The 19,482-nt window shown below is 69.8% G+C and carries 18 protein-coding genes and 1 tRNA gene; 9 read left to right on the top strand and 10 right to left on the bottom strand.

Annotated features, from left to right (window positions below):
• Nucleotides 1-146 precede the first annotated feature (146 nt).
• Together FHG54_RS14165 and FHG54_RS14160 are read right to left on the bottom strand one after the other, a co-directional pair.
• On the bottom strand, nucleotides 147-2,012 hold the full coding sequence (locus FHG54_RS14165) for a sensor histidine kinase (protein WP_168197186.1): 1,866 nt from the start codon (nucleotides 2,010-2,012) through the stop codon (nucleotides 147-149).
• 31 nt (nucleotides 2,013-2,043) lie between these two features.
• Nucleotides 2,044-2,739, bottom strand: a complete 696-nt coding sequence (locus FHG54_RS14160; protein ID WP_139417845.1) for a response regulator transcription factor — start codon at nucleotides 2,737-2,739, stop codon at nucleotides 2,044-2,046.
• Nucleotides 2,740-2,881: 142 nt separating this feature from the next.
• On the opposite strand from FHG54_RS14160, the gene folP reads away from it, so the two are divergent.
• A complete protein-coding gene (gene folP / locus FHG54_RS14155; RefSeq protein ID WP_210415432.1) occupies nucleotides 2,882-3,754 on the top strand; it encodes a dihydropteroate synthase in 873 nt (290 codons plus the stop codon).
• Nucleotides 3,751-4,464, top strand: coding sequence for a pyrimidine reductase family protein (locus FHG54_RS14150; RefSeq protein WP_139417843.1), 714 nt, complete (start codon nucleotides 3,751-3,753; stop codon nucleotides 4,462-4,464). The genes folP and FHG54_RS14150 overlap by 4 nt, the downstream gene beginning before the upstream one ends.
• 196 nt (nucleotides 4,465-4,660) lie before the next feature.
• Here FHG54_RS14150 and FHG54_RS14145 read toward each other — a convergent pair whose 3' ends face one another.
• The 3 genes from FHG54_RS14145 to FHG54_RS14135 are packed head-to-tail and all read right to left on the bottom strand — an operon-like array spanning nucleotide 4,661 to nucleotide 8,507.
• On the bottom strand, nucleotides 4,661-6,304 hold the full coding sequence (locus tag FHG54_RS14145; RefSeq protein ID WP_139417842.1) for a DNA repair helicase XPB: 1,644 nt from the start codon (nucleotides 6,302-6,304) through the stop codon (nucleotides 4,661-4,663).
• A 58-nt stretch (nucleotides 6,305-6,362) separates the two neighbouring features.
• Nucleotides 6,363-8,195, bottom strand: coding sequence for a helicase-associated domain-containing protein (locus FHG54_RS14140; RefSeq protein ID WP_168197185.1), 1,833 nt, complete (start codon nucleotides 8,193-8,195; stop codon nucleotides 6,363-6,365).
• Nucleotides 8,196-8,234: 39 nt separating this feature from the next.
• Entirely contained in the window at nucleotides 8,235-8,507 is a 273-nt protein-coding gene (locus FHG54_RS14135; RefSeq protein WP_139417840.1) for a multidrug ABC transporter ATPase, read from the bottom strand.
• 109 nt (nucleotides 8,508-8,616) lie between these two features.
• On the opposite strand from FHG54_RS14135, the gene FHG54_RS14130 reads away from it, so the two are divergent.
• Nucleotides 8,617-8,997 (top strand): cold-shock protein, encoded by a 381-nt coding sequence (locus tag FHG54_RS14130; RefSeq protein WP_139417839.1) that lies wholly within the window; start codon nucleotides 8,617-8,619, stop codon nucleotides 8,995-8,997.
• The gene (locus FHG54_RS14125) at nucleotides 8,990-9,616 is read left to right on the top strand and encodes a DUF3027 domain-containing protein (protein ID WP_139417838.1); all 627 of its coding nucleotides are present in this window, start codon (nucleotides 8,990-8,992) and stop codon (nucleotides 9,614-9,616) included. The genes FHG54_RS14130 and FHG54_RS14125 overlap by 8 nt, the downstream gene beginning before the upstream one ends.
• On the opposite strand, the gene FHG54_RS14120 is transcribed toward FHG54_RS14125, so the two are convergent.
• Nucleotides 9,589-9,855 (bottom strand): DUF2530 domain-containing protein, encoded by a 267-nt coding sequence (locus FHG54_RS14120; RefSeq protein WP_139417837.1) that lies wholly within the window; start codon nucleotides 9,853-9,855, stop codon nucleotides 9,589-9,591. The two genes, FHG54_RS14125 and FHG54_RS14120, sit on opposite strands and share 28 nt — an antisense overlap.
• Nucleotides 9,856-9,859: 4 nt before the next feature.
• Nucleotides 9,860-10,975 carry a phosphoserine transaminase gene (gene serC / locus FHG54_RS14115; protein WP_139417836.1) on the bottom strand — a complete coding sequence of 372 codons (1,116 nt, stop codon included), beginning with the start codon at nucleotides 10,973-10,975 and terminating at the stop codon, nucleotides 9,860-9,862.
• Between the two features lie 71 nt (nucleotides 10,976-11,046).
• On the opposite strand from serC, the gene FHG54_RS14110 reads away from it, so the two are divergent.
• Nucleotides 11,047-11,739: an iron-dependent transcriptional repressor DtxR gene (locus FHG54_RS14110; protein WP_139417835.1), complete on the top strand. Its 693-nt coding sequence runs from the start codon at nucleotides 11,047-11,049 to the stop codon at nucleotides 11,737-11,739.
• A 236-nt stretch (nucleotides 11,740-11,975) separates the two neighbouring features.
• The gene (locus FHG54_RS14105) at nucleotides 11,976-12,836 is read left to right on the top strand and encodes a C40 family peptidase (protein ID WP_232331517.1); all 861 of its coding nucleotides are present in this window, start codon (nucleotides 11,976-11,978) and stop codon (nucleotides 12,834-12,836) included.
• Nucleotides 12,837-12,902: 66 nt separating this feature from the next.
• Here the strand turns inward: FHG54_RS14105 and FHG54_RS16410 are convergent, their stop codons facing one another.
• On the bottom strand, nucleotides 12,903-13,058 hold the full coding sequence (locus FHG54_RS16410) for a hypothetical protein (protein WP_157008947.1): 156 nt from the start codon (nucleotides 13,056-13,058) through the stop codon (nucleotides 12,903-12,905).
• A gap of 140 nt (nucleotides 13,059-13,198) precedes the next feature.
• On the opposite strand from FHG54_RS16410, the gene FHG54_RS14100 reads away from it, so the two are divergent.
• Both FHG54_RS14100 and FHG54_RS14095 read left to right on the top strand, forming a co-directional pair.
• Nucleotides 13,199-13,693: an HNH endonuclease gene (locus FHG54_RS14100; protein WP_139417834.1), complete on the top strand. Its 495-nt coding sequence runs from the start codon at nucleotides 13,199-13,201 to the stop codon at nucleotides 13,691-13,693.
• Between the two features lie 281 nt (nucleotides 13,694-13,974).
• A complete protein-coding gene (locus FHG54_RS14095) occupies nucleotides 13,975-14,694 on the top strand; it encodes a CHAP domain-containing protein (RefSeq protein ID WP_139417833.1) in 720 nt (239 codons plus the stop codon).
• Nucleotides 14,695-14,698: 4 nt separating this feature from the next.
• On the opposite strand, the gene FHG54_RS14090 is transcribed toward FHG54_RS14095, so the two are convergent.
• Nucleotides 14,699-15,739, bottom strand: a complete 1,041-nt coding sequence (locus FHG54_RS14090; RefSeq protein WP_139417832.1) for a lactonase family protein — start codon at nucleotides 15,737-15,739, stop codon at nucleotides 14,699-14,701.
• A gap of 144 nt (nucleotides 15,740-15,883) precedes the next feature.
• Between FHG54_RS14090 and FHG54_RS14085 the strand changes: the two genes are divergently transcribed.
• Nucleotides 15,884-15,956, top strand: a tRNA-Arg gene (locus tag FHG54_RS14085).
• A 117-nt stretch (nucleotides 15,957-16,073) separates the two neighbouring features.
• Here the strand turns inward: FHG54_RS14085 and FHG54_RS14080 are convergent.
• A complete protein-coding gene (locus FHG54_RS14080; protein ID WP_139417831.1) occupies nucleotides 16,074-19,469 on the bottom strand; it encodes a DEAD/DEAH box helicase in 3,396 nt (1,131 codons plus the stop codon).
• Nucleotides 19,470-19,482: the final 13 nt, after the last annotated feature.

The following is a 19,482-nucleotide window of genomic DNA, read 5'->3' as shown; positions in this document are numbered from 1 at the left end:
TACGCGCCGCCGAGATGCGGCAGACGGCCGCTCGGCCGAACGGCGGGCTCCAGCCGCCGGCCGTCGCCTGTGGAGGACGAGTGGTGCGGCGAGAGCCGCTCGGAACGACGCGCGAGGAACGTCCGATCAGCTCACTCGCACCCCGGTCAGTCGCCGGAGACCCGCTGCGGGGCCGCGGCGGAACCCGCGAGCGGCAGTTGCACGCGGAAGGTCGCACCGCCGCCGGGCGTCTCGACCGCGTCGACCGTGCCGTTGTGGGCCGCGACGATCGACGACACGATGGCGAGGCCGAGACCGGATCCTCCGGTCTCCCGCGTGCGCGACGTGTCGGCGCGCCAGAAGCGCTGGAAGATCTTCTCGCGGATCTGCGGCGGAATGCCGTCACCGTGGTCGACGACCTCGATCATCGCGCGTTCGGTGGCATCGTCGACCGAGATGCGGATCTCGATCGGGCAACCGGACGAGGTGAAGCGAATCGCGTTGCCCATGAGGTTCGTGATCACCTGGCGGATCTTGTTCTCCTCGGCGAGCACGACGGTGCGCCGCACCGGCTTCTGCTGCCCGGGAGCACCGGGAGCACCGGGAGCACCGGAAGCACCGGGAGCACCGGGAGCACCGGGAGCACCGGGAGCCGCGGCCGCCGAAGCAGCCGCCGACGCCGCGGCCGAGGCACGTGCCGCACGCTTCGCCGACGCCGACGAGCCACCGGCCTTCGCCGGTGCCCGGCGCGTATTCGCCCCGGTCGCTCCGGTCGCCGCGTCGCCGCGCGGACGACGGCCGCGCAGGCGTGCAAGCGTCGCCTCGGCGAAGGAGATCGCTCCGGTGGGGGCCCGGTCGGCCGTGGGGTCGAGCTCGACCTCGAGGTCGGGAGCGGGGTCGCCAGGAGCATCCGTGGCGCTCACGTCTTCGGGGGCGATCACCGTGATCGTCCGAGTCGGGTGCGCCGCCATGGTGTCGAGCGCGGCGTCGCGCGCCAGCGGCACGAGATCGACCTCCGCGAGATCGAGCGGCTTCGCCTCATCGAGTCGTGCGAGAGCGAGCAGGTCCTCGACGAGGAGGCCCATGCGGATGGCCTCCTTCTCGATGCGCTCCATCGCCTGGCCGACTTCGTCGGGCGACTGCAACGCACCCATGCGGTAGAGCTCGGCGTACCCGCGCACCGACACGAGCGGCGTGCGCAGCTCGTGCGAGGCGTCACCGACGAAGCGGCGCATCTGGTCGATCGTGCGGGCGCGATCGCGGAACGCCCGGTCGATGCGGTTCAGCATCGTGTTGAGCGAGCGATTGAGGCGACCGACCTCGGTGTTCGGCGTGGCGCCCGCGAGGCGCTGACTGAAGTCGCCGTCGGCGATGGCCGATGCGGTGCGTTCGACCTCGCGGAGCGGCATGAACGTGGTGGTGACGAGCATTCGGGTGAGCAGGGCGCCGACGAGCACGACGCCGAGCCCGAACCCGAAGAAGATCGTGAGGTACATCGTGAGCAGCTGCTCGGTGTCCTTCGAGGAGACCGCGATGATGATCGGCGCGAGGGTGCCATGGTTGTCGGTCGTCATGAGCGCCGCGACCCCACGGAACGTGGAGTTGCCGGCGGCGTCGCGAAGGGCGAGCACCTCGTACCCGCCGGCGTTGGTCGAGTTGACCTGTGCCGTGGTCAGCGTCTCGGGGAGCTGCGGCCAGACGGCAGGGTCGCGTTCGCGCCAGTTGTGCTTCTTGAGCTCGCCCGTCTGCACGTCGTACACCGCGATGAACACGTCGGGATCGGGGCGGAACACGAGGTCGTCGAGGTCGGACCCCTTGCTCGCCTGCTCGCCGTCGTCGGCGAAGTACTTGCCGAGGTCGCCCGAGGCGATGGTCTCGAGCTTGCCCTTCGTCTGAGAATCGACGTACGAGCGCAGCATCGCCGCCGTGCCGATTCCGGAGACCAGGAGTCCGAGCGTCAACATGAGCACGGTGACACCCGTGATCTTGGTGCGCAGTGAGATGCGGTTCCACCGCTCGGAGATCTGATTCATGGCGGGCCGAGTCTAGGTGCGCCTTCCTGAGTCAGGGCTTGGAGGAGGACTTCAGCATGTAGCCGAATCCGCGCTTGGTCTGGATCAGCGGCTCCGCGGAGTGCAGGTCGAGCTTGCGACGGAGGTAGGAGATGTAGCTCTCCACGATGCCGGCATCGCCGTTGAAGTCGTACTCCCACACGTGATCGAGGATCTGCGCCTTCGACAGCACCCGGTTGGGGTTCAGCATGAGGTAGCGCAGCAGCTTGAACTCGGTGGGGGAGAGCTCGACGGGCACGTCGCCCACGAGCACCTCATGCGTGTCCTGGTCCATCGTGAGCTCACCCGTGCGGATCACCGCGTCTTCTTCGGCATGCATCGTGCGGCGCAGGATCGCCTTGATGCGTGCGACGATCTCGTCGAGACTGAAGGGCTTCGTGACGTAGTCGTCGCCGCCCACGGTGAGGCCCGTGATCTTGTCTTCGGTGTCGTCTTTCGCCGTGAGGAAGAGGATCGGCGCGGTGTATCCGGCCGATCGCAGACGCTTGGTGACGCCGAAGCCGTTCATGTCGGGCAGCATCACGTCGAGGATGATGAGGTCGGGCTCCTCCTCGAGCACCGCCGAGATGGTCTGCGCGCCGTTGCCGACGGCGCGCACCGCGAAGCCGGCGAAACGCAGGCTCGTCGTGAGGAGGTCGCGGATGTTGGGCTCGTCGTCGACGATGAGAATGCGTGGTCCGTCGCTCATGTGACGATTATCTGCGCATCAGCTGGAACTTTCCTGAGCGTTCTTCGAGGGTCGCCGATCCGCTCGGCCGGATGCCACGGGGCCCGGTGCACGGATGCCGCGTGCGTTGGCGCCTCGCGTTGCGCGTGGAAGACTCGGCAGCATGGTGAATCGAACCCCGGTGATCCGGCGCATCGGCCCCCGCGAGTTCGATTTCTCGCATGAGGTCGCAGTCATGGCGATCGTGAATCGCACCCCGGATTCCTTCTATGATCGCGGGCGCACCGCGGCGCTCGACGCCGCCGTGGCCGCGGCGACGGCCGCGATCGAGGAGGGCGCCGACTGGATCGACGTCGGCGGCGCGAAGTTCGCCCCGGGTCCGGCGGTCCCCGTCGCCGAGGAGATCGACCGGGTCGTGCCCGTCGTCGCCGCGCTCGCCGGCTCGGGGTCCGTCATCTCGGTCGACACCTTCCACCCTGAGGTGGCCCGTGCGGCGATCGCCGCCGGCGCGCACGTCGTCAACGACACGACGGGCCTCCACGACCCCGTCATGGCCGATGTCATCGCAGAGACCGGGGCGACGATCGTCGTGACGCACAGCCTTGCTGAACCCCGTACGCCGTATCCTTCGCCGCAGTACGGCGACGTCGTCGCCGAGGTGTCGGCCTTCCTCACGGAGCGCGTCGCCCTCGCGGAGTCGCGAGGCGTGGCATCCGATCGAATCGTCATCGACCCCGGCCACGACCTCAACAAGCACACACTGCACTCGCTCGAGCTGACCCGCCGCCTCGGTGAGGTCACGAGCCTCGGCTACCCGACCCTCGTCGCGCTCTCGAACAAGGACTTCGTCGGCGAGAGCCTCGGCCGGCCGCGCGAGCAGCGCATCGAGGGTTCGATCGCCGCCGCCGTGTACTGCGTCATGCGGGGCGCCCGCATCGTGCGTGTGCACAACGTGCGCGAGACCGTCGACGCCATGCGCATGATCGAGGCGATCGAGGGTTGGCGGCATCCGGCGTTCCTGGAGCACAACCGATGACCGCGACGCCCGACCGCGAGGCGCTCTTCGCCGCATATGCCCTGCCGGATCGCGAGAAGCGGTGCGTGCGCATGAACTTCGTCGCGAGCCTCGACGGAGCGGCAACGCTCGACGGCCGGAGCGGCGGGCTCGGCGACGAGAGCGATCGGCTCGCGATGCAGGTGCTGCGCGCCCTCGCCGACGTCGTGCTGGTCGGAGCAGGCACGGTTCGGGTCGAGGGCTACGGCGGGCTCGCCGTGAGCGAAGCGGATGCCGCGTGGCGCACCGCCCGCGGTCTGCCCGAGCAGCCCCGGCTCGCGGTCGTCTCCTCGTCGCTCGACCTCGACCCCGCATCGGCGTTCTTCACGGCCGCCGCGACGCGCCCGATCGTCGTGACGCACGCAGCGGCGCCCGAGGCACGCGGCGCCGAGCTCGCCCGGGTCGCCGATGTCGTCGTGGCGGGCGAACGGGCGGTCGAGCTGCACGGCATGCTCGACGCGCTCGCCGATCGCGGGCTCCGGCAGGTGCTCTGCGAAGGCGGGCCGCATCTCTTCGGCGCGCTGCTCGAGGAAGACCTCGTCGACGAGCTCTGCCTCTCGCTCAGCCCGACGCTCGTCGGCGGGGCCGCGGGCCGCATCGTGCGCGGAACGCCCGAACTCGCGCGTCGCATGCACCTCGTGCACGCCAGGCCCGCGGGCGACCTGCTCCTGCTCCGCTACCGCCGACACTGACCCATCGCCCGCCCCGCCGCCTCCCCACTCGCCCGCCCCGCCGCATCCCCACTCTTTTCAGGAACCCGGCCGGGATTCGACACCCTTTTCAGGAAGTAATCATCGTTTTCGACCGATCCGAACGAAGAACTCCTGAAAAGAGTGGGGATGCGGCAAGGGTGGGGATGCGGCAAGAGTGGGGATGCGGCGGGGTGGGTCAGGCGGCCTCGAGGGAGTGGGCGTCGAGGATCGTGTAGCTGTAGCCCTGCTCGGCGAGGAACCGCTGGCGGTTCTGCGCGAAGTCCTGGTCGACGGTGTCGCGTGAGACGAGGGTGTAGAAGTTCGCGCTGAGCCCCGACTCCTTGGGCCGCAGGAGCCGGCCGAGTCGCTGCGCCTCCTCCTGGCGCGAGCCGAACGAGCCGGACACCTGGATCGCCACGGTCGCCTCGGGCAGGTCGACCGAGAAGTTCGCGACCTTCGAGACGACGAGCACCGGCGTGCGCCCGTCGCGGAACTCCTGGTAGAGCCGCTCGCGCTCGTCGACGGGCGTCGAACCGGTCAGCTTCGGGGCATCGAGCACCTCGGCGAGCTCGTCGATCTGGTCGAGGTACTGGCCGATCACGAGGATCCGCTCGCCCGCATGCTTGGCGACGAGCTCCTGCACGACGTCGAGTTTCGCGGGCGCGGTCGCGGCGAGGCGATAGCGCTCGTCATCAGCGGATGCCGCGTACGTCAGCCGCTCGGACTGCGGGAGGTCGATGCGCACCTCGTAACAGGCGGCGGGGGAGATGAAGCCCTGCGCTTCGATCTCCTTCCACGGCGCGTCGAAGCGCTTCGGGCCGATGAGGCTGAAGACATCGCCCTCACGGCCGTCTTCGCGCACGAGCGTCGCGGTGAGGCCGAGGCGCCGTCGCGCCTGCAGCTCGGCGGTGAGCTTGAACACCGGTGCGGGCAGCAGGTGGACCTCGTCGTAGACGACGAGACCCCAATCGAGGGCGTCGAGGAGTGCGAGGTGCGCGTACTCGCCCTTCCGCTTCGCGGTGAGGATCTGGTACGTCGCGATCGTGACGGGCTTGACTTCTTTCACCTGCCCCGAGTACTCGCCGATCTCATCTGCGGTCAGCGTCGTGCGGCGCAGCAGCTCGTCGCGCCACTGGCGGGCCGAGACGGTGTTCGTCACGAGAATCAGCGTGGTGGTCTTCGCCGTCGCCATCGCCCCGGCGCCGACGAGGGTCTTGCCTGCGCCGCAGGGCAGCACGACGACGCCCGAGCCGCCGTCGAAGAAGTTGTCGATGGCCTGCTGCTGGTACCCGCGCAGGTGCCAGTCGGCCTGTTCGAGCGCCATCGGATGCGGCGTTCCCGGGGTGTACCCGGCGTGGTCTTCGGCGGGCCAACCGAGTTTCACGAGCTCTTGTTTGAGAGTGCCGCGCGCCCACGCTGCGACGAGGAAGCTCCGGTCGTCGAGGCGCTCGACGAGCAGCGGGGCGATGCGCTTGGCCGAGGCCACCTCGGTGAGCACTGCGATGTCGTCGCTGTGCAGCCGAAGCGCTCCGTCGCCGGTGCGGTCGACGACGAGCCGCCCGTAGCGCCCGACCGTCTCGCGCATGTCGACTGCCACGGTCTGCGGCACGGGGAACTTCGCGTATCGTTCGAGCGTCGCGAGCATGTCGTCGGCGCCGTGACCGGCGGCCCGCGCGTTCCAGAGCCCCAGCCGCGTGATGCGGTACGTGTGCATGTGCTCGGGCGCCCGTTCGAGCTCGGCGAACACGGCGAGGTCGTGGCGCGCGTCTTCGGCGAGCGGATGGGCGACCTCGAGGAGGACGGTTCGGTCGCTCTGCACGATGAGTGGGCCGTCTGACATAGCGGTCGAGTCTACGCCCGGTTCATGGGAGGTCGGCCGCGCGGGCGGGAATCGCTCGTCAGGTGCCGGCCGGCGCGGGGGTCACCGCCGCGATCGCAGACAGGGGCAGCGTGCGCTCGATGTCGGCCTTGCGGTCGCGAGCGCGGAGCCGTCCGTTGGCGACGCTCGCTGGGGCGAGCAGGTAATCGGCGGTGTCGCCACCGGGCATGCGCACGGTGACGGTGAGCGTCTCCTTCGACCGCGCAGCGGCCTCGAGCTGCCGAGCCAGCCATGCCTGCTCGGTCGCGCCGTCTTCACCCTCGGCGAACACGAGGTCGAGCAACGCCTCGATCGGGTCGGACTTCGGCGTCGGCGCCGGCGCGGTCGCGAGGTGGTGCCGGCTCAGACGGATGATGTTGCCCTCAGCGTCTTCGGCCGCGACGGGATAGCGGGCGTCGGAGAGCGCCCAGAAGACGACCTCGGGCGCGAAGCGCGAGAGCAGGCGATCGGGCCCGGCCTGGCGCAGCCCGATCGAGGAGAGTGTCTGGTCGACGGTCAGTGTTCGCACGAGCTGCTCGTCGTCGGAGTGCACGACCGCCCGCGCCGGGGCATCCGCTTCGCCGGCGAGCGCGACCCGCAGCGACCCGAACTTCGCGGCCGCCTCGGCCACGAGGTAGGCGAGCGGCTGCGGGATTCCGGTGAGCGAGATGTCGTCGAGGAAGGCGAGGATCGACTCGGCCGTCTCACCCACGGCGAGTCCGCGATTGACGGATGCCGCGCTGACGCGATACGTCGAGGCGAGGTCGCGACCCTCGACGTCGGCGAAGCCGCGCAATCGTGCGTCGAGCGCCGGTTCGAGCGGGCCCGGCGAGACGATCGAGAGGTCGTGCTGCAGGTAGATCTGCTCGACCTGGGCCGGGAAGTGCGCCGCCAGTCGGGCCGACGCCTGCTCGAGTTCGCCGTCGAGCACGAGCAGCGTGGTCGGCGCGGGCTCGCCCGTGACCGCGAGACCGAGTGCTTCGGCCTCGCCGATGAGCCGCTCGAGGCCCTCGTCGAGCCAGCGTCCGCCCGCCGGGTAGAACCAACGCACGTCGTCGCGGAGGGTGCTCGCGGTGAGGGACTCGCTCCTGCGGGCCACGAGTTCGCGCAGCAGTTCGGGGATGCGGTCGCGCCAGCACGCGGCCAGATGCCGCCAGCGCCCTTCGGAGGACTCGAGCGACCAGGCCGCGCCCTGCTCGGACTCGAGCCAGTAGGCGCCCTCGCGCACGACGAGACCGGCCTCCTCGGCACGGTGGAAGAGCCGGGGCAGGGCCTCGAGCGTCACGCCGCTCGCCTCGGCGAGCCGCTTGGAATCGGGGAGCGCGAGACCGCCCTTCGCGAGTTCGCGAGCAGGCTGCACGCCGAGCGCGGCGAGCACCTCGGCCGTCGCCGCGACCGTCGCGTACGCGGTCTCGGCGGCGCGCCGGTCGATGAGCGAGCGGTCGACGTCGTCGCCGGAGACGAGCACCGGCGGCGCCGGAGTCGCGAGCTCGGCCGCGGACGGCAGATCTGCCCCGAGGCGCGGTGCCACCCGGGCCGTGACCGCTGCGGGCACGTGGATGCCGTGGTCGACCGGCACCACGAGCATCAGCTCGGTCAGCGCGTCGAGCAGTTCGCCTGCGGCATCCGACAGCTCAGCGGATGCCGCGTGCCGCATCAGTTCGCCGTGGACTGCCGAGACCGTGGTGCCGCCGCTTGCGGCGAGTTCGACGGCGGCGGCGAGCACTGCGAGACGCCGCCGATCGAGGCGGCCGACCGCGTGGTCGACCGAATCGGGGGTGAGCACCGCTTCGGCGAGATCGAAGAGGTCGCGCACGCCCGCCGGCTCGAACTCGCGCGAGTGCAGGGCTGTTGCGAGGGAGTCTCGCGACATCCCGCGGAGTCGTGCGGCGAGTTCGAGCATCGTCTCCGATCAGCTCGATCCGGCTCGCGCCGCGCGGCCCCGCCGCACGCCGTTGACGATGAGCAGTGCAATGAGGAGGAGGAAGGCGACGGGGAGGCCGAACCAGGGCAGCATCAACACGACGGGCCAGATGCCGGCACCCATCTCTTCACGGCTCACGCCGGAGAAGGTGCCGATCATCACGGCGAAGAAGCAGATGATGCAGAGCGCGACGATGGCGGCGAACATGTATGCGAGGACGCGTTCGGCGCGATTGTCGATGATGGGGCCGGAGTCGCTCACTCCTTCAGAATAGGGCAGGCGACGCGCTCGCGGGGGCGCCGCGCAATAGACTGGAACGAGGACGGCGCTGTGATTCAGCGCGCCTGCAGACATGAGCGAGGTTCACACGATGCCAACCGGCAAGGTCAAGTTCTACGACGAGGAGAAGGGCTTCGGCTTCATCAGCTCCGACGACGGCGAGGAGGTCTTCCTCCATGCATCCGCACTTCCCGCCGGCGCGGTCGTGCGAGCGGGCAGTCGACTCGAGTTCGGCGTCGCCGCCGGCAAGCGCGGCGCCCAGGCGCTGTCGGTGCGCGTGCTCGACACCCCGGTGAGCCTCACCAAGATCAACCGCAAGCCCGCCGACGACATGGCGATCATCGTCGAAGACGTCGTGAAGGTGCTCGACGGCATCGGCGCCGACCTCCGGCGTGGTCGCTACCCCGAGAAATCGAAGGCACGCACCGTCGCCGCAGTGCTGCGCAAGGTGGCTGACGATCTCGATGCCTGAACCGACGGAAGCCGATCGGGCCGAACAGGAACAGATCGAACACCCCGAACGGTCAGGCACCGAACCGGCGCAGGCCCAGCTCGCGGCGACCGAACCCGCGGTGGCCGTCGTGGCCGACGAGGTGCTGCTGTCGTCGGTGGATCTCGCCCGGCAGGCGTTGCTCGAGGTCACCGCACCCGAGACGGTCGGTTCGGTCGCCGGACACCTGGTCGAGGGTGAGCATGTGCTGACGCTGCTCTTCGCGTCCGACCTCAGCGGGTACCCCGGATGGCACTGGAGCGTCACGCTCTCACGGTTCGACGACACCGCCGAGCCCACGGTGCTGAGCACCGAACTCATGCCGGGCGAGGCTGCGCTGCTCGCGCCCGACTGGGTGCCGTGGTCGGAGCGGCTGGCCGACTACCGCGCCGCACAGGAGGCGGTCGCCGCTGCTGCAGCTGAATCCGAGGACGCCGACGCCGATGCTGACGACGCCGATGCTGACGACGACGAGGATGACGTCGACGACGATGAGGAGTTCGACGGCATCGACATCGATGCGTTCGACGAATCGGGCGACGACGAGCCCGAGGGCGACGACGAGCCCGAAGATCAGTCCGTCGAGGGCTCCGACGCCTGACCCGATCGCCGCCTGATCACCTGCACGACCACGAGGCCGATGAGGCCGATCGCCGCGCCGGTGATCGCGGCGCCGGTGAGCCACGCGAGGCCCGCCGACTCGAGTTGCGCCCGGAAGACGAGGCACGCGACGAGCGCGACGATCCAGCCGATCGTGCCCGCGACCACGGCCTTGCGGCCGTCGGCACGCGCGGGCGCCGGATCGGGGCGTCGTTCCCCGTCGCTGAGCCAGAGCCGCATGTGATCAGCCGATCTGCGCGAGCACGTGGTCGATCGAGGCGGTCAGCGCGCGAACATCGTCGGGTTCGATCGCGGTGAAGGTCGCGACCCGCAGCTGGTTGCGGCCGAGCTTGCGGTAGGGCTCCGTGTCGACGATTCCGTTCTCGCGGAGCACCGCGGCGAGCGCCGCGGCATCCGTCGACTCGTCGAAGTCGATCGTGACGACCACCTGCGAGCGGTGCGCGGCGTCGCTGACGAACGGCGTCGCGACCGAGGTGCGCTCGGCCCAGTCGTAGAGCACCGATGAGGACTCGCGGGTGCGGGCGTCGGCCCAGGCGAGGCCGCCGGAGGCGTTCATCCACTCGAGCTGGTTCTCGAGCAGCAGCAGGGTCGCGAGCGCCGGCGTGTTCAGCGTCTGGTTCAGCCGTGAATTGTCGACGGCGTTCTTCAGCGACAGGAACTCGGGAATGTACCGCCCGCTCGCCGCGACGCGCTCGACGCGCTCGATCGCCGCCGGCGAGAGGAGCGCGAACCAGATGCCGCCGTCGGAGGCGAAGTTCTTCTGCGGGGCGAAGTAGTAGACGTCGAACTGCGTCGGGTCGACGAGGATGCCGCCCGCTGCACTCGTGGCATCGATGACGGTCAGCGCGCCGTCGTCGCCGGCCACCCGGGCGACGGGCGCCATCACTCCGGTGGAGGTCTCGTTCTGCGGCCAGGCGTAGACGTCGATGCCCGCGATCACGTCGGGTTCGGCCCGGGATCCGGGGGCCGCCTTGCGCACGTCGGGCGCCTGGAGCCATGGGGCCGCGGCCGCGGCGGCGAACTTCGCGCCGAACTCGCCGAACGAGGCGAGCTGTGCACGTTCCTCGATCAGGCCGAAGGCCGCTGCATCCCAGAACGCGGTCGAACCGCCGTTGCCGAGTACGACCTCGTAGCCGTCGGGCAGTGAGAAGAGGTCGGTGAGCCCGCTGCGCACCCGGCCGACGAGGTTCTTCACCGGAGCCTGGCGGTGCGAGGTGCCGAGGATCGAGGGGCCGAGCGCTGCGAGGTGGGCGAGCTGCTCGGGCCGGACCTTGGACGGACCGCAGCCGAAGCGTCCGTCGGCTGGCAGCAGGTCACGGGGAATCACGATGCTCGGCATGCCGTCGAGTCTAGCGAGCCGGCGCCGCCCGCTAGGCTGGACGACGGGCTGTGACAACGGGAGGCTGGCGCGTGACCGACCTGATCGACACCACGGAGATGTATCTCCGCACCATCCTCGATCTCGAGGAGGAGAACATCGTGCCCTTGCGCGCACGAATCTCCGAACGCCTCGGTCACTCCGGCCCGACCGTCTCGCAGACGGTCGCCCGCATGGAGCGCGACGGACTCGTCGTCGTCTCCGGCGACCGCCACCTCGAGCTCACGCCCGACGGCCGCTCGAAGGCGGTGCACGTCATGCGCAAGCACCGTCTCGCCGAACGACTGCTCTCCGACGTCATCGGGCTCGAGTGGGAGTTCGTGCACGACGAGGCCTGCCGCTGGGAACACGTCATGAGCGAACAGGTCGAGCGTCGTCTCATCGAGATCCTCGGCAGCCCGCGCGAGTCGCCCTACGGCAACCCCATCCCCGGGCTCGAAGAACTCGGCCTGCTGCCGTCCGACCCCTTCATGTCGGGTGTCGTGAACCTCGTCGAGGCGGTCGATGCGAGCGAGGAGCCGATCCGCGGCGTGGTGCGTCGCCTCGGCGAACCGATGCAGTTCGACCCCGAACTCCTCGCCCAGATGCGGCAGGCCGGCGTCATGCCGGGCGCCGCGGCGACGTTCCGCCGTGTCGGCGGCTACGTGCTCGTCGAGGTCGACGGCGTCGACGGCGGTCTCGAGCTGCCGAGCGAGGTCGCGGGGCACCTCTTCATCGCAGCGTGACCTCTGCGCACAACCACTGCTGCCCCTGAAACCCCTGATCAGCGGCACGCCGTAATCAGAATGTGACATTCTGGCTCCCGTCGCGTAGTCTCTTTCGAGTCCGCCGGCAAGAAGCCAGTCGGAGGACCAGGGTCGAGACGCTTCCCAAGCCCACCGCTCGATCAAGTACCCGTAAGCGCCGCGCGCGCATCCGGTGGGGTGACATCTGATGTCGTGGAGCGACGGAGGTACACATCTTGGCTCGAATCTCACGGCGGCGTCTCACCAGAAACCCCGCCCGCGGTGCCGCGACGAAGGCGATCATCGCCGCGAAAGCGCCCGTTTCCCCCGGTTCTCCACAGCCTGACGCGGCCGCACGCGTCGCCGCGTCCACACTGCCGTCGACGCGTCGTCTCCGGCGCGGGCCCCTCGCCAACGTGCTCGTCATGTCGGTCGCGGCCGGCATCATCGGCACGCTCGCCATCCCCGCGTACGCCTTCGCTCCGGGATCCGGCGGCCCGCAATTCGCCCAGACCGACGTCACGAAGCTCACGAAGGCCGAGGCGCAGTCGGTCGAGGTGACCGACGACGTCATCGCCGCACCGGTCACGAAAGACGGCTACGACACGGTCACGGGAGCCGAGATCCAGGCTGCGGCCGACGCTGCGGCTGCGGCCGAAGCGGCGCGCGTCGCCGCCGAGACGGCCATGACGTCGTACGCGGCGTCGTACTCGGGTCCGTCGGTCGGCGACTTCCTCGCGAACCCCCCGTACCCCAGCTTCGACCTCGCGAGCGTCTACAACGTCGCCACGCAGTACATCGGCACGCCCTACGTCTACGGCGGCGCGACCCCGGCCGGCTTCGACTGCTCGGGCTTCGTGATGTACGTCTACGCGCAGTTCGGCATCAGCATGCCCCACTCCTCCGCAGGGCAGGGCGCCATGGGCACCCGCATCGCCGAGGCCGACGCGCAACCCGGCGACCTCGTCATCATGCCGGGCCACGACGGGTTCTACGCCGGAAACGGCATGATCCTGCACGCGCCCTACGAGGGGGCATCCGTTCGAGTGCAGCCCATCTGGACGAGCGACTACTACATCGTTCGCATCGGCATCTGATGATGAACATCGCGTGACACCGCACGTGAATGGCGCGCCGGAAGTTTCCGGCGCGCCATTCGTGTTCTACGCTGAGACCCTGACGATCCGAGAGACCGGGCAGGGGAAGCCGATGGTGAAGTCGTGCAGCATCCATTCCACGGATGCGCGCGCGCTCTTCGACCAACGGCGCAGTAGTCGCACGAGCACGAACCGGGCCGAGACCTCGACGGGTACTGTCATCACGACAGTGCCCGTTCGCTGTTCTGCGGCTCATTCGGCCCCCCGCATCTGGGCAACGCCCGCTGTCGCCCGACGCTCTCACGGAACGCCGAACCGTTCACGCGGCTGGAAGCCATCCAGCACCGATCGAAAGGCACCTCATGCGCACCCTCGTGCTCAACGCGGGCTATGAGCCGCTCGCCGTCATCTCATTCAAGCGCGCGCTGCTGCTCGTCATGAATCACAAGGCCACGGTCATCGAGCATGAGGCAGGCAATCCGGTATGCGCCGCGAGCGGTTCGTGGCAACGACCGAGCGTCATCCTGCTCACCCGTTACGTTCGCCCGCCCCGGTTCAGCCAGGCGCCGGTGAGCCGGCGCGGAGTGCTGCGCCGCGACGACCACCGCTGCGCGTACTGCGGCCGCACGGCAGCCACGATCGACCACGTACTCCCGCGCTCGCGCGGCGGGCGTGACACCTGGGAGAACCTCGTCGCATGCTGCCTGCGCTGCAACAACACGAAGAGCGACCGCACCCCGGCCGAGATGGGCTGGCAGCTGCGGTTCAGCCCGGGCCGCCCGAACGGGCGCAACTGGGTCGTGCGCGGGTTCGAACGGCCGCTGCCGCAGTGGAACGAGTACCTCGTCGCGGCCTGATCGTTCGGCGACACGCGATCATGTCGTGACAAGCGGTGAGCCGTGCCCTAGTGTGAGACGAGCCCGGCGCCACAGAGGCTGCCGGCACCCGAGAACCCACCCCGCTTCCCGGCTGCGCTGCGGCTTCGAGGCGGTGCCCGGAGGTCCCGCAGTTGAACGTTGACGACACCCACGACGCAACGGAGCGCCCGCGCTCCTCGCGTCGATCGGCCGATCGAGCACGGAGCCGTCGAAGCAGCGCACCACGCGCCACGCGCCCGGCCGTCGGCCGCAGTCGTCCGATGCGCGTCTTCGCGACCGTGCTGGTCGTGCCGGCGATCGTCGGCACGATGGCGTTGCCGGCATACGCGCTCATGCCGGGCGGCGAGACATTCGCGGCATCCGGAAGCTTCAGTCTCGCCAAGGCCGAGGCTCAAGACATCGAGGTCTCGTCGCTCGTGAGCGGCGCCGCGAAGTCGAGCGATCAGTACACCGTGGAGACGAAGGCCGACATCGAGGCGGCCCAGCTCGCGCAGGAGGCGGCAGACAAGGCGGCTTGGGAGGCGAACCTCGCATCGCGCAGCGGTTCGGGCAGTTACGCGGTGCACACCGTCAAGGCCGAGGGCGACGACTACCCCTGGTGGGACCAGACGCCCGACGACTTCGGCGGCGGGCTCTCACCGCTCCGCTACTACTTCCGCGAGTGCGTCGACTTCGTCGCGTGGCGCATGAATCGTGACGCCGGTGTCACGAGTGCCCCGTGGAAGTGGGACTGGTCGAACCTCGCCTCGGGCAGTGCGCACGCGTGGGCCGACGAGTGGGCGAGCAAGGGCTGGCCGACGTCGAGCGAGCCCGTCGTCGGTGCGGTCGCGTGGTTCCCCTACAACCACGTGGCGTACGTGCAGTCGATCAACGCCGACGGCAGCGTGAACATCGAGGAGTACAACCAGAACTCCGACCATTCCTACCACCGCCGCACGATTCCGGCGGGCGGGGCGCTCTACCTCTACCCGCCGGGCTGAGGCTCTACACGCGCGCCAGGCACGCCGGCGCCGGCGTCTCGATCACGTCGACCACCTCGGTCGGAACGCCTCCCGCGTCGAGCGCGACGACGGCGATCGAGTCGGACGCCTGATCCGCGACGAGTGCGAACCGCTCGTCGTGCGTCAGTTCGAGATCGCGCGGATGCCGCCCGCCCGTCACGACCGTCGCCACGAGTTCGAGCGTGCGCGCTTCGGCGTCGAGTCGCAGCCCGCGCAGGGCATCGGCGTCGCGGTCGCCGATGAGCACGATGCCGCCGCTGCTGAGACGGATCGCCGAGCATCCCAAGCCGCGGGGTTCGACGTCATCGCCGATCGTGCACCATGCGACCTCGCGCCCCTCGACGAGATCGATGATGCTCGCCGAGCGGTCGAGCTCGTTGGCGGTGATGGCCAGGTCGCCGGTGATCACGAGGTGCCGGGGGCCCGCGCCGGCGTGCATGACGATGTCACGTCTCTCGTCGTGCTGCAGCGCTTCGGGGAGGGTGTCGAGAGCCAGAACCCGCACACGGTCGGAGCCGAGGTCGGGCACGAGCAGCTGGTTGCGAGCGGTGTCGACGACCGCCTGATGGGGATGCGACGATGCCTGCCGCTCGCGGTTCGGGCCGGAGCCGGTGAAGTCGGCCGCGAGCACGACGTCGGCCGCGACATCCGGCGCTGCACGATGCACCGAGAGCCGCGCACCCGCGTAGTTGGCGGCGAAGATGAGCGAGCCGGCCTCGTCGAAGGCGAGGTGACAGGGGCTGCCGGCTCCGGTCGTTCCGGGCAGACCGAACGGCGTGATGGTGTCGCCCTCGATCGTCCACGTCGAGACGAGGCCGTCGTCGAGCTCGTGCACGATCCCGAGCAGGCCGGTGCCCTGCGCGACCGCCAGGAACATGGGGTTCCGTCCGACGTCGATGGGTTCGCCGAGCGTCGAGCGGCCGTCTGGTGCGATGTCGAGCGAGCGGATGCCGCGGGCCGCGGTTCCCAGCGCACCCGTCGTCGACGCGCCGACCCAGAATCTCGTGCCAATCGACTCGCTCATACCATCCCGTTCTCTCGGCCTGTCGGTGGTCGCTGCAGCACACGCACGCTGCACAACACGGTACCGCGGGCGAGCGTCACGGCGGCCGGGCGAACCTCGATGCCGCCCGCGAGCGGCGATCGCAGCAAGTAGACTCTTACGGCCGCCCCCGTAACTCAGGGGATAGAGTGCCGACCTCCTAAGTCGGAAGCGCAGGTTCGAATCCTGCCCGGGGGCACCGGTGTTCCAGTGTGGGTGGGTGCTGCTTGTAAGGGTCACGTCAAGCTACGTCGTCGGCGAGACCCTCAGCGTCACCGGCGGCAAGCCCAACCCCTGACTCCCGCACGAGTACGGCTCACCCGCCGATCAGCCCCCTGATGTCGTCTGCCGTGAGCGTTTCGCTGAAGAGCTCGCCGTCGTCCATGAGCGACGAGACGAGCTTCGCCTTGCGGGCCTTCAGCGCCATGACCTTCTCCTCGATCGTGCCCTCGGCGACCATGCGGTAGACGTTCACGGGCTTCGACTGGCCGATGCGGTGCGCCCGGTCGACGGCCTGGGCTTCGCTCGCGGGGTTCCACCACGGGTCGAGGAGGAAGACGTAGTCGGCTTCGGTGAGGTTCAGACCGAACCCGCCCGCCTTGAGGCTGATCAGGAACACGGGGGCGTCGCCCTCGCGGAACTTCGCGATGACGTCGCCGCGCCGCGTGGTCGAGCCGTCGAGGTAGGCGTACGGCACGCCCGTCGCTTCGAGCCGCGCGGCTGCCAACTGCAGGAACGAGGTGAACTGGCTGAACACGAGCGCACGGTGCCCCTCGGCGACGACCTCGTCGAGCTGCTCGAAGAGGGCGTCGAGCTTCGCCGACGGCACCTCGGCGTATTGTTCCGGGTCGATGAGCGCGGCGTGCAGACTCAGCATGCGCAGCAGCGTCAGCGAACGGAAGACCGTGAACCGGTTGCGATCCAGGTCGTCGATGAGGCCCAGCAGCTTCTGTCGTTCGAGCTGCAGGAACGCGTCGTACACGCGTTGGTGTTCCGGGTCGAGCTGCACCGTCAGCACCTGCTCCTGCTTCGGGGGCAGTTCCGGCGCGACGACCTCCTTGGTGCGGCGCAGCATGAACGGGCGGATGCGGCGGCGCAGCGCCGCGAGTCGGTCGGCGTTGTGGTCGTTCTCGATCGGGCGGGCGAATCGCTCCGCGAACCCTCGACCCGAAGGGAAGAGCCCGGGTGCGACGATCTTCAGGAGCGCCCACAGCTCCATCAGGTTGTTCTCGACGGGCGTGCCGGTGACGGCCAGCCGGAACGGCGCACGGATGTCGCGTGCCGCGGCATTCGCCTTCGATGACGCGTTCTTCACGAACTGCGCCTCGTCGAGCACGAGCCCGGCCCATTCGAGCCCGGCGAACTCGGGAGCGTCGAGGCGCAGGATCGCGTAGCTCGTCACGACGATGTCGGCGCGCGCCGCGACATCCGCGAGCCGCGTGCGGCTGGCCGCCTGCGTGGCGGCCACCGTTTCGACCCGGAGACCCGGCACGAAGCGCGCCGCCTCGGCCGCCCAGTTCGAGACGACCGAGGTCGGGGCCACGACGAGGAAGGGGAACCGCCGACCCTCCGGCGCGCTCTCGCCGGCGTGGGCGATGAGCGCAAGGGTCTGCGCGGTCTTGCCGAGGCCCATGTCGTCGGCGAGGATTCCGCCGAGCCCGTGCCGGTACAGGAAGGCGAGCCATCGGAACCCGGCGAGCTGGTACGGGCGCAGCTCGAGGGCGAGCCCGACGGGCGGCGCGATCTCCTCCACCTGGTCGGCTTCGCGGAGTCCGGCGACGGTCTCGCGCCAGGCCACTGCCGTCTCCGACTGGTCGGCGAGATCCTCGAACTCCGCCCAGAGGCTCGTCTGGTAGCGGCTGATGCGGATTCCCGCCTCCCACTCGCGCAGCGAACCGGCCTCGTCGATGAGCTCCCGCAGTGGATCGAACACGGGCTGCTTGAGCGACAGATAGCTTCCATCGACGAGCAGCAGTTTCGGCCGACCCTTCGCGAGGGCGCTGAACAGCGGCCCGAACGGCACCTTCTTGCCCTCGACGGTGACGATGACGCCGAGGTCGAACCAGTCGGTGCGTTCGCTCTCGACCGTCGTGACGGTCAGCTGCGGCGCCGCGACGAGTTCGCGATAGGCGGGCGGATCGCCGATCACGACGAGCCGCAGCCGTTCGAGTTCCTGCAGCCGGGGCACGAGCCGTGCGGCGAATTCGGCGCTCGCGAGCCCGCGCAGCGTCGCTTCGGGGCGGAGTCGCGGTTCGGAACCCGGGGTCACCGTCGGCAGCCCGGCGGGGTCGTCGGCGAGCAGCAGGGCGGCGGATGTCGCGACGAGCCGCTCCCGGTCGGGGTCGTGGAACTCTTCGTCGGGTGCGTCGAGCGCGAACCTGCGACCTCCGTCGGTCTCCCATTCCCACTCGAGTCGCACGACATGGTTCGGCTCGTGGTGCATCGTGGCGACGAGGGTCGCCGGTGGCAGTTCGGGCAGCGCGAAGCTGCCGTCTCCGCTCGCGAGCCGAAGCGACCGAGCGAGTGTCGAGTACTGCTCCTCGACGAAGGCTTCGACCTCATCGGCGGGCACGACGATCGGAGCGCGTCGCCGCACGGCGGCACGGCCGGCGGCGGTGAGGGGAGCCGCGAGGGATGCGAGGGTGATCCGGCCCTCCGCGAAGTCGTAGGCGTACACCCCGTGGGCACCGATCAGGCGCACCTGCTCGCTCGGGTGCACGACGCCGTCGACCGTGACCGACGGCGTGAGCACGAGGTCGGCAGTGCTGTTGGAGTTGTGAGCGGCTGCGTCGTCGTCGCCATCCTGCTCGGACGGCGCGCCTGCCGCTCGCCGCGCGTCGAGTCCGATGACCGCGGGTCCGGCGACCTCGATCTCGGTGCGCGCCGTCGAGCCGACGAGTGCGATGCCGAGGCGCGGTGCCGCCTCGAGCAGCGCCCACAGCGTGCGGCTCTCGTACTCGTCGAGCGAGATCCAGGCCGAGCCGTACTCCGCGAAGGCGGAGTGCCGAGTGCCCTTCAGCAGCGAGAACTCGGCGAACCATCGCGCCTGCACCGGATCGAATCCGCCCGCTCGACCCTGGAATCCGACGTTCTGCCACGTGAGGTTGCCCTTGATCCAGCCGCCGCGGGCGCCGCGCGTCACCGGGCGAACGGCGAGACGGTCGACGGATGCCGCGGACGACGCGGGTTCGTCTCGAGCCGCCTGGCGGGCGCTCCTCCGCCGCGCGACGCGCTCGCGCAGTTCGAACTGGAGCGCGAGCGGTTGGCGCGTCGCCGCGGCATCCGCTCGCTCGTCGGAACCGTCCCGCGTGCCGGCGAGCGCCGCCAGCTCGCCGCGCCACCCGGCCGCTGTCGCGGTCGTCGCATCATGACCGTCGGCTTCGGCGAGCTCTGCCTGTTCGCGTCGGTTGCGTTCGGCAGCCGCGAGCAGGGTCGCGGCGACATGCTTGCAGTTGCGGCCGACGGGGCAGGTGCAGGCGCCCGTGAGGATCGTCGTGCGGCCGGGGATGCCGAGGTCGAGTCTCACGTCGGAGCGATACGGCCGGGCCGCCGTGCCCTGCACGTCGGCGCTCAGTTGGAAGTGCGCCGGATCCCAGCTGAGCGACACGACGGCGCCGGCGCGCTCGACCGTGCGGCCGCGGCTCAGGTTCAGCGGTCCGACGAACCTCGCGATCGCGAGCTCTTCCACGAACGGGTACGTGTCGACGGGCATCCTTCAATCGTCG

Source organism: Agromyces laixinhei, from assembly GCF_006337065.1.
Taxonomy (GTDB): domain Bacteria; phylum Actinomycetota; class Actinomycetes; order Actinomycetales; family Microbacteriaceae; genus Agromyces; species Agromyces laixinhei.
Note: the sequence above shows the minus strand (reverse complement) of the source record. Positions and strands in the feature narration are given on the sequence as shown.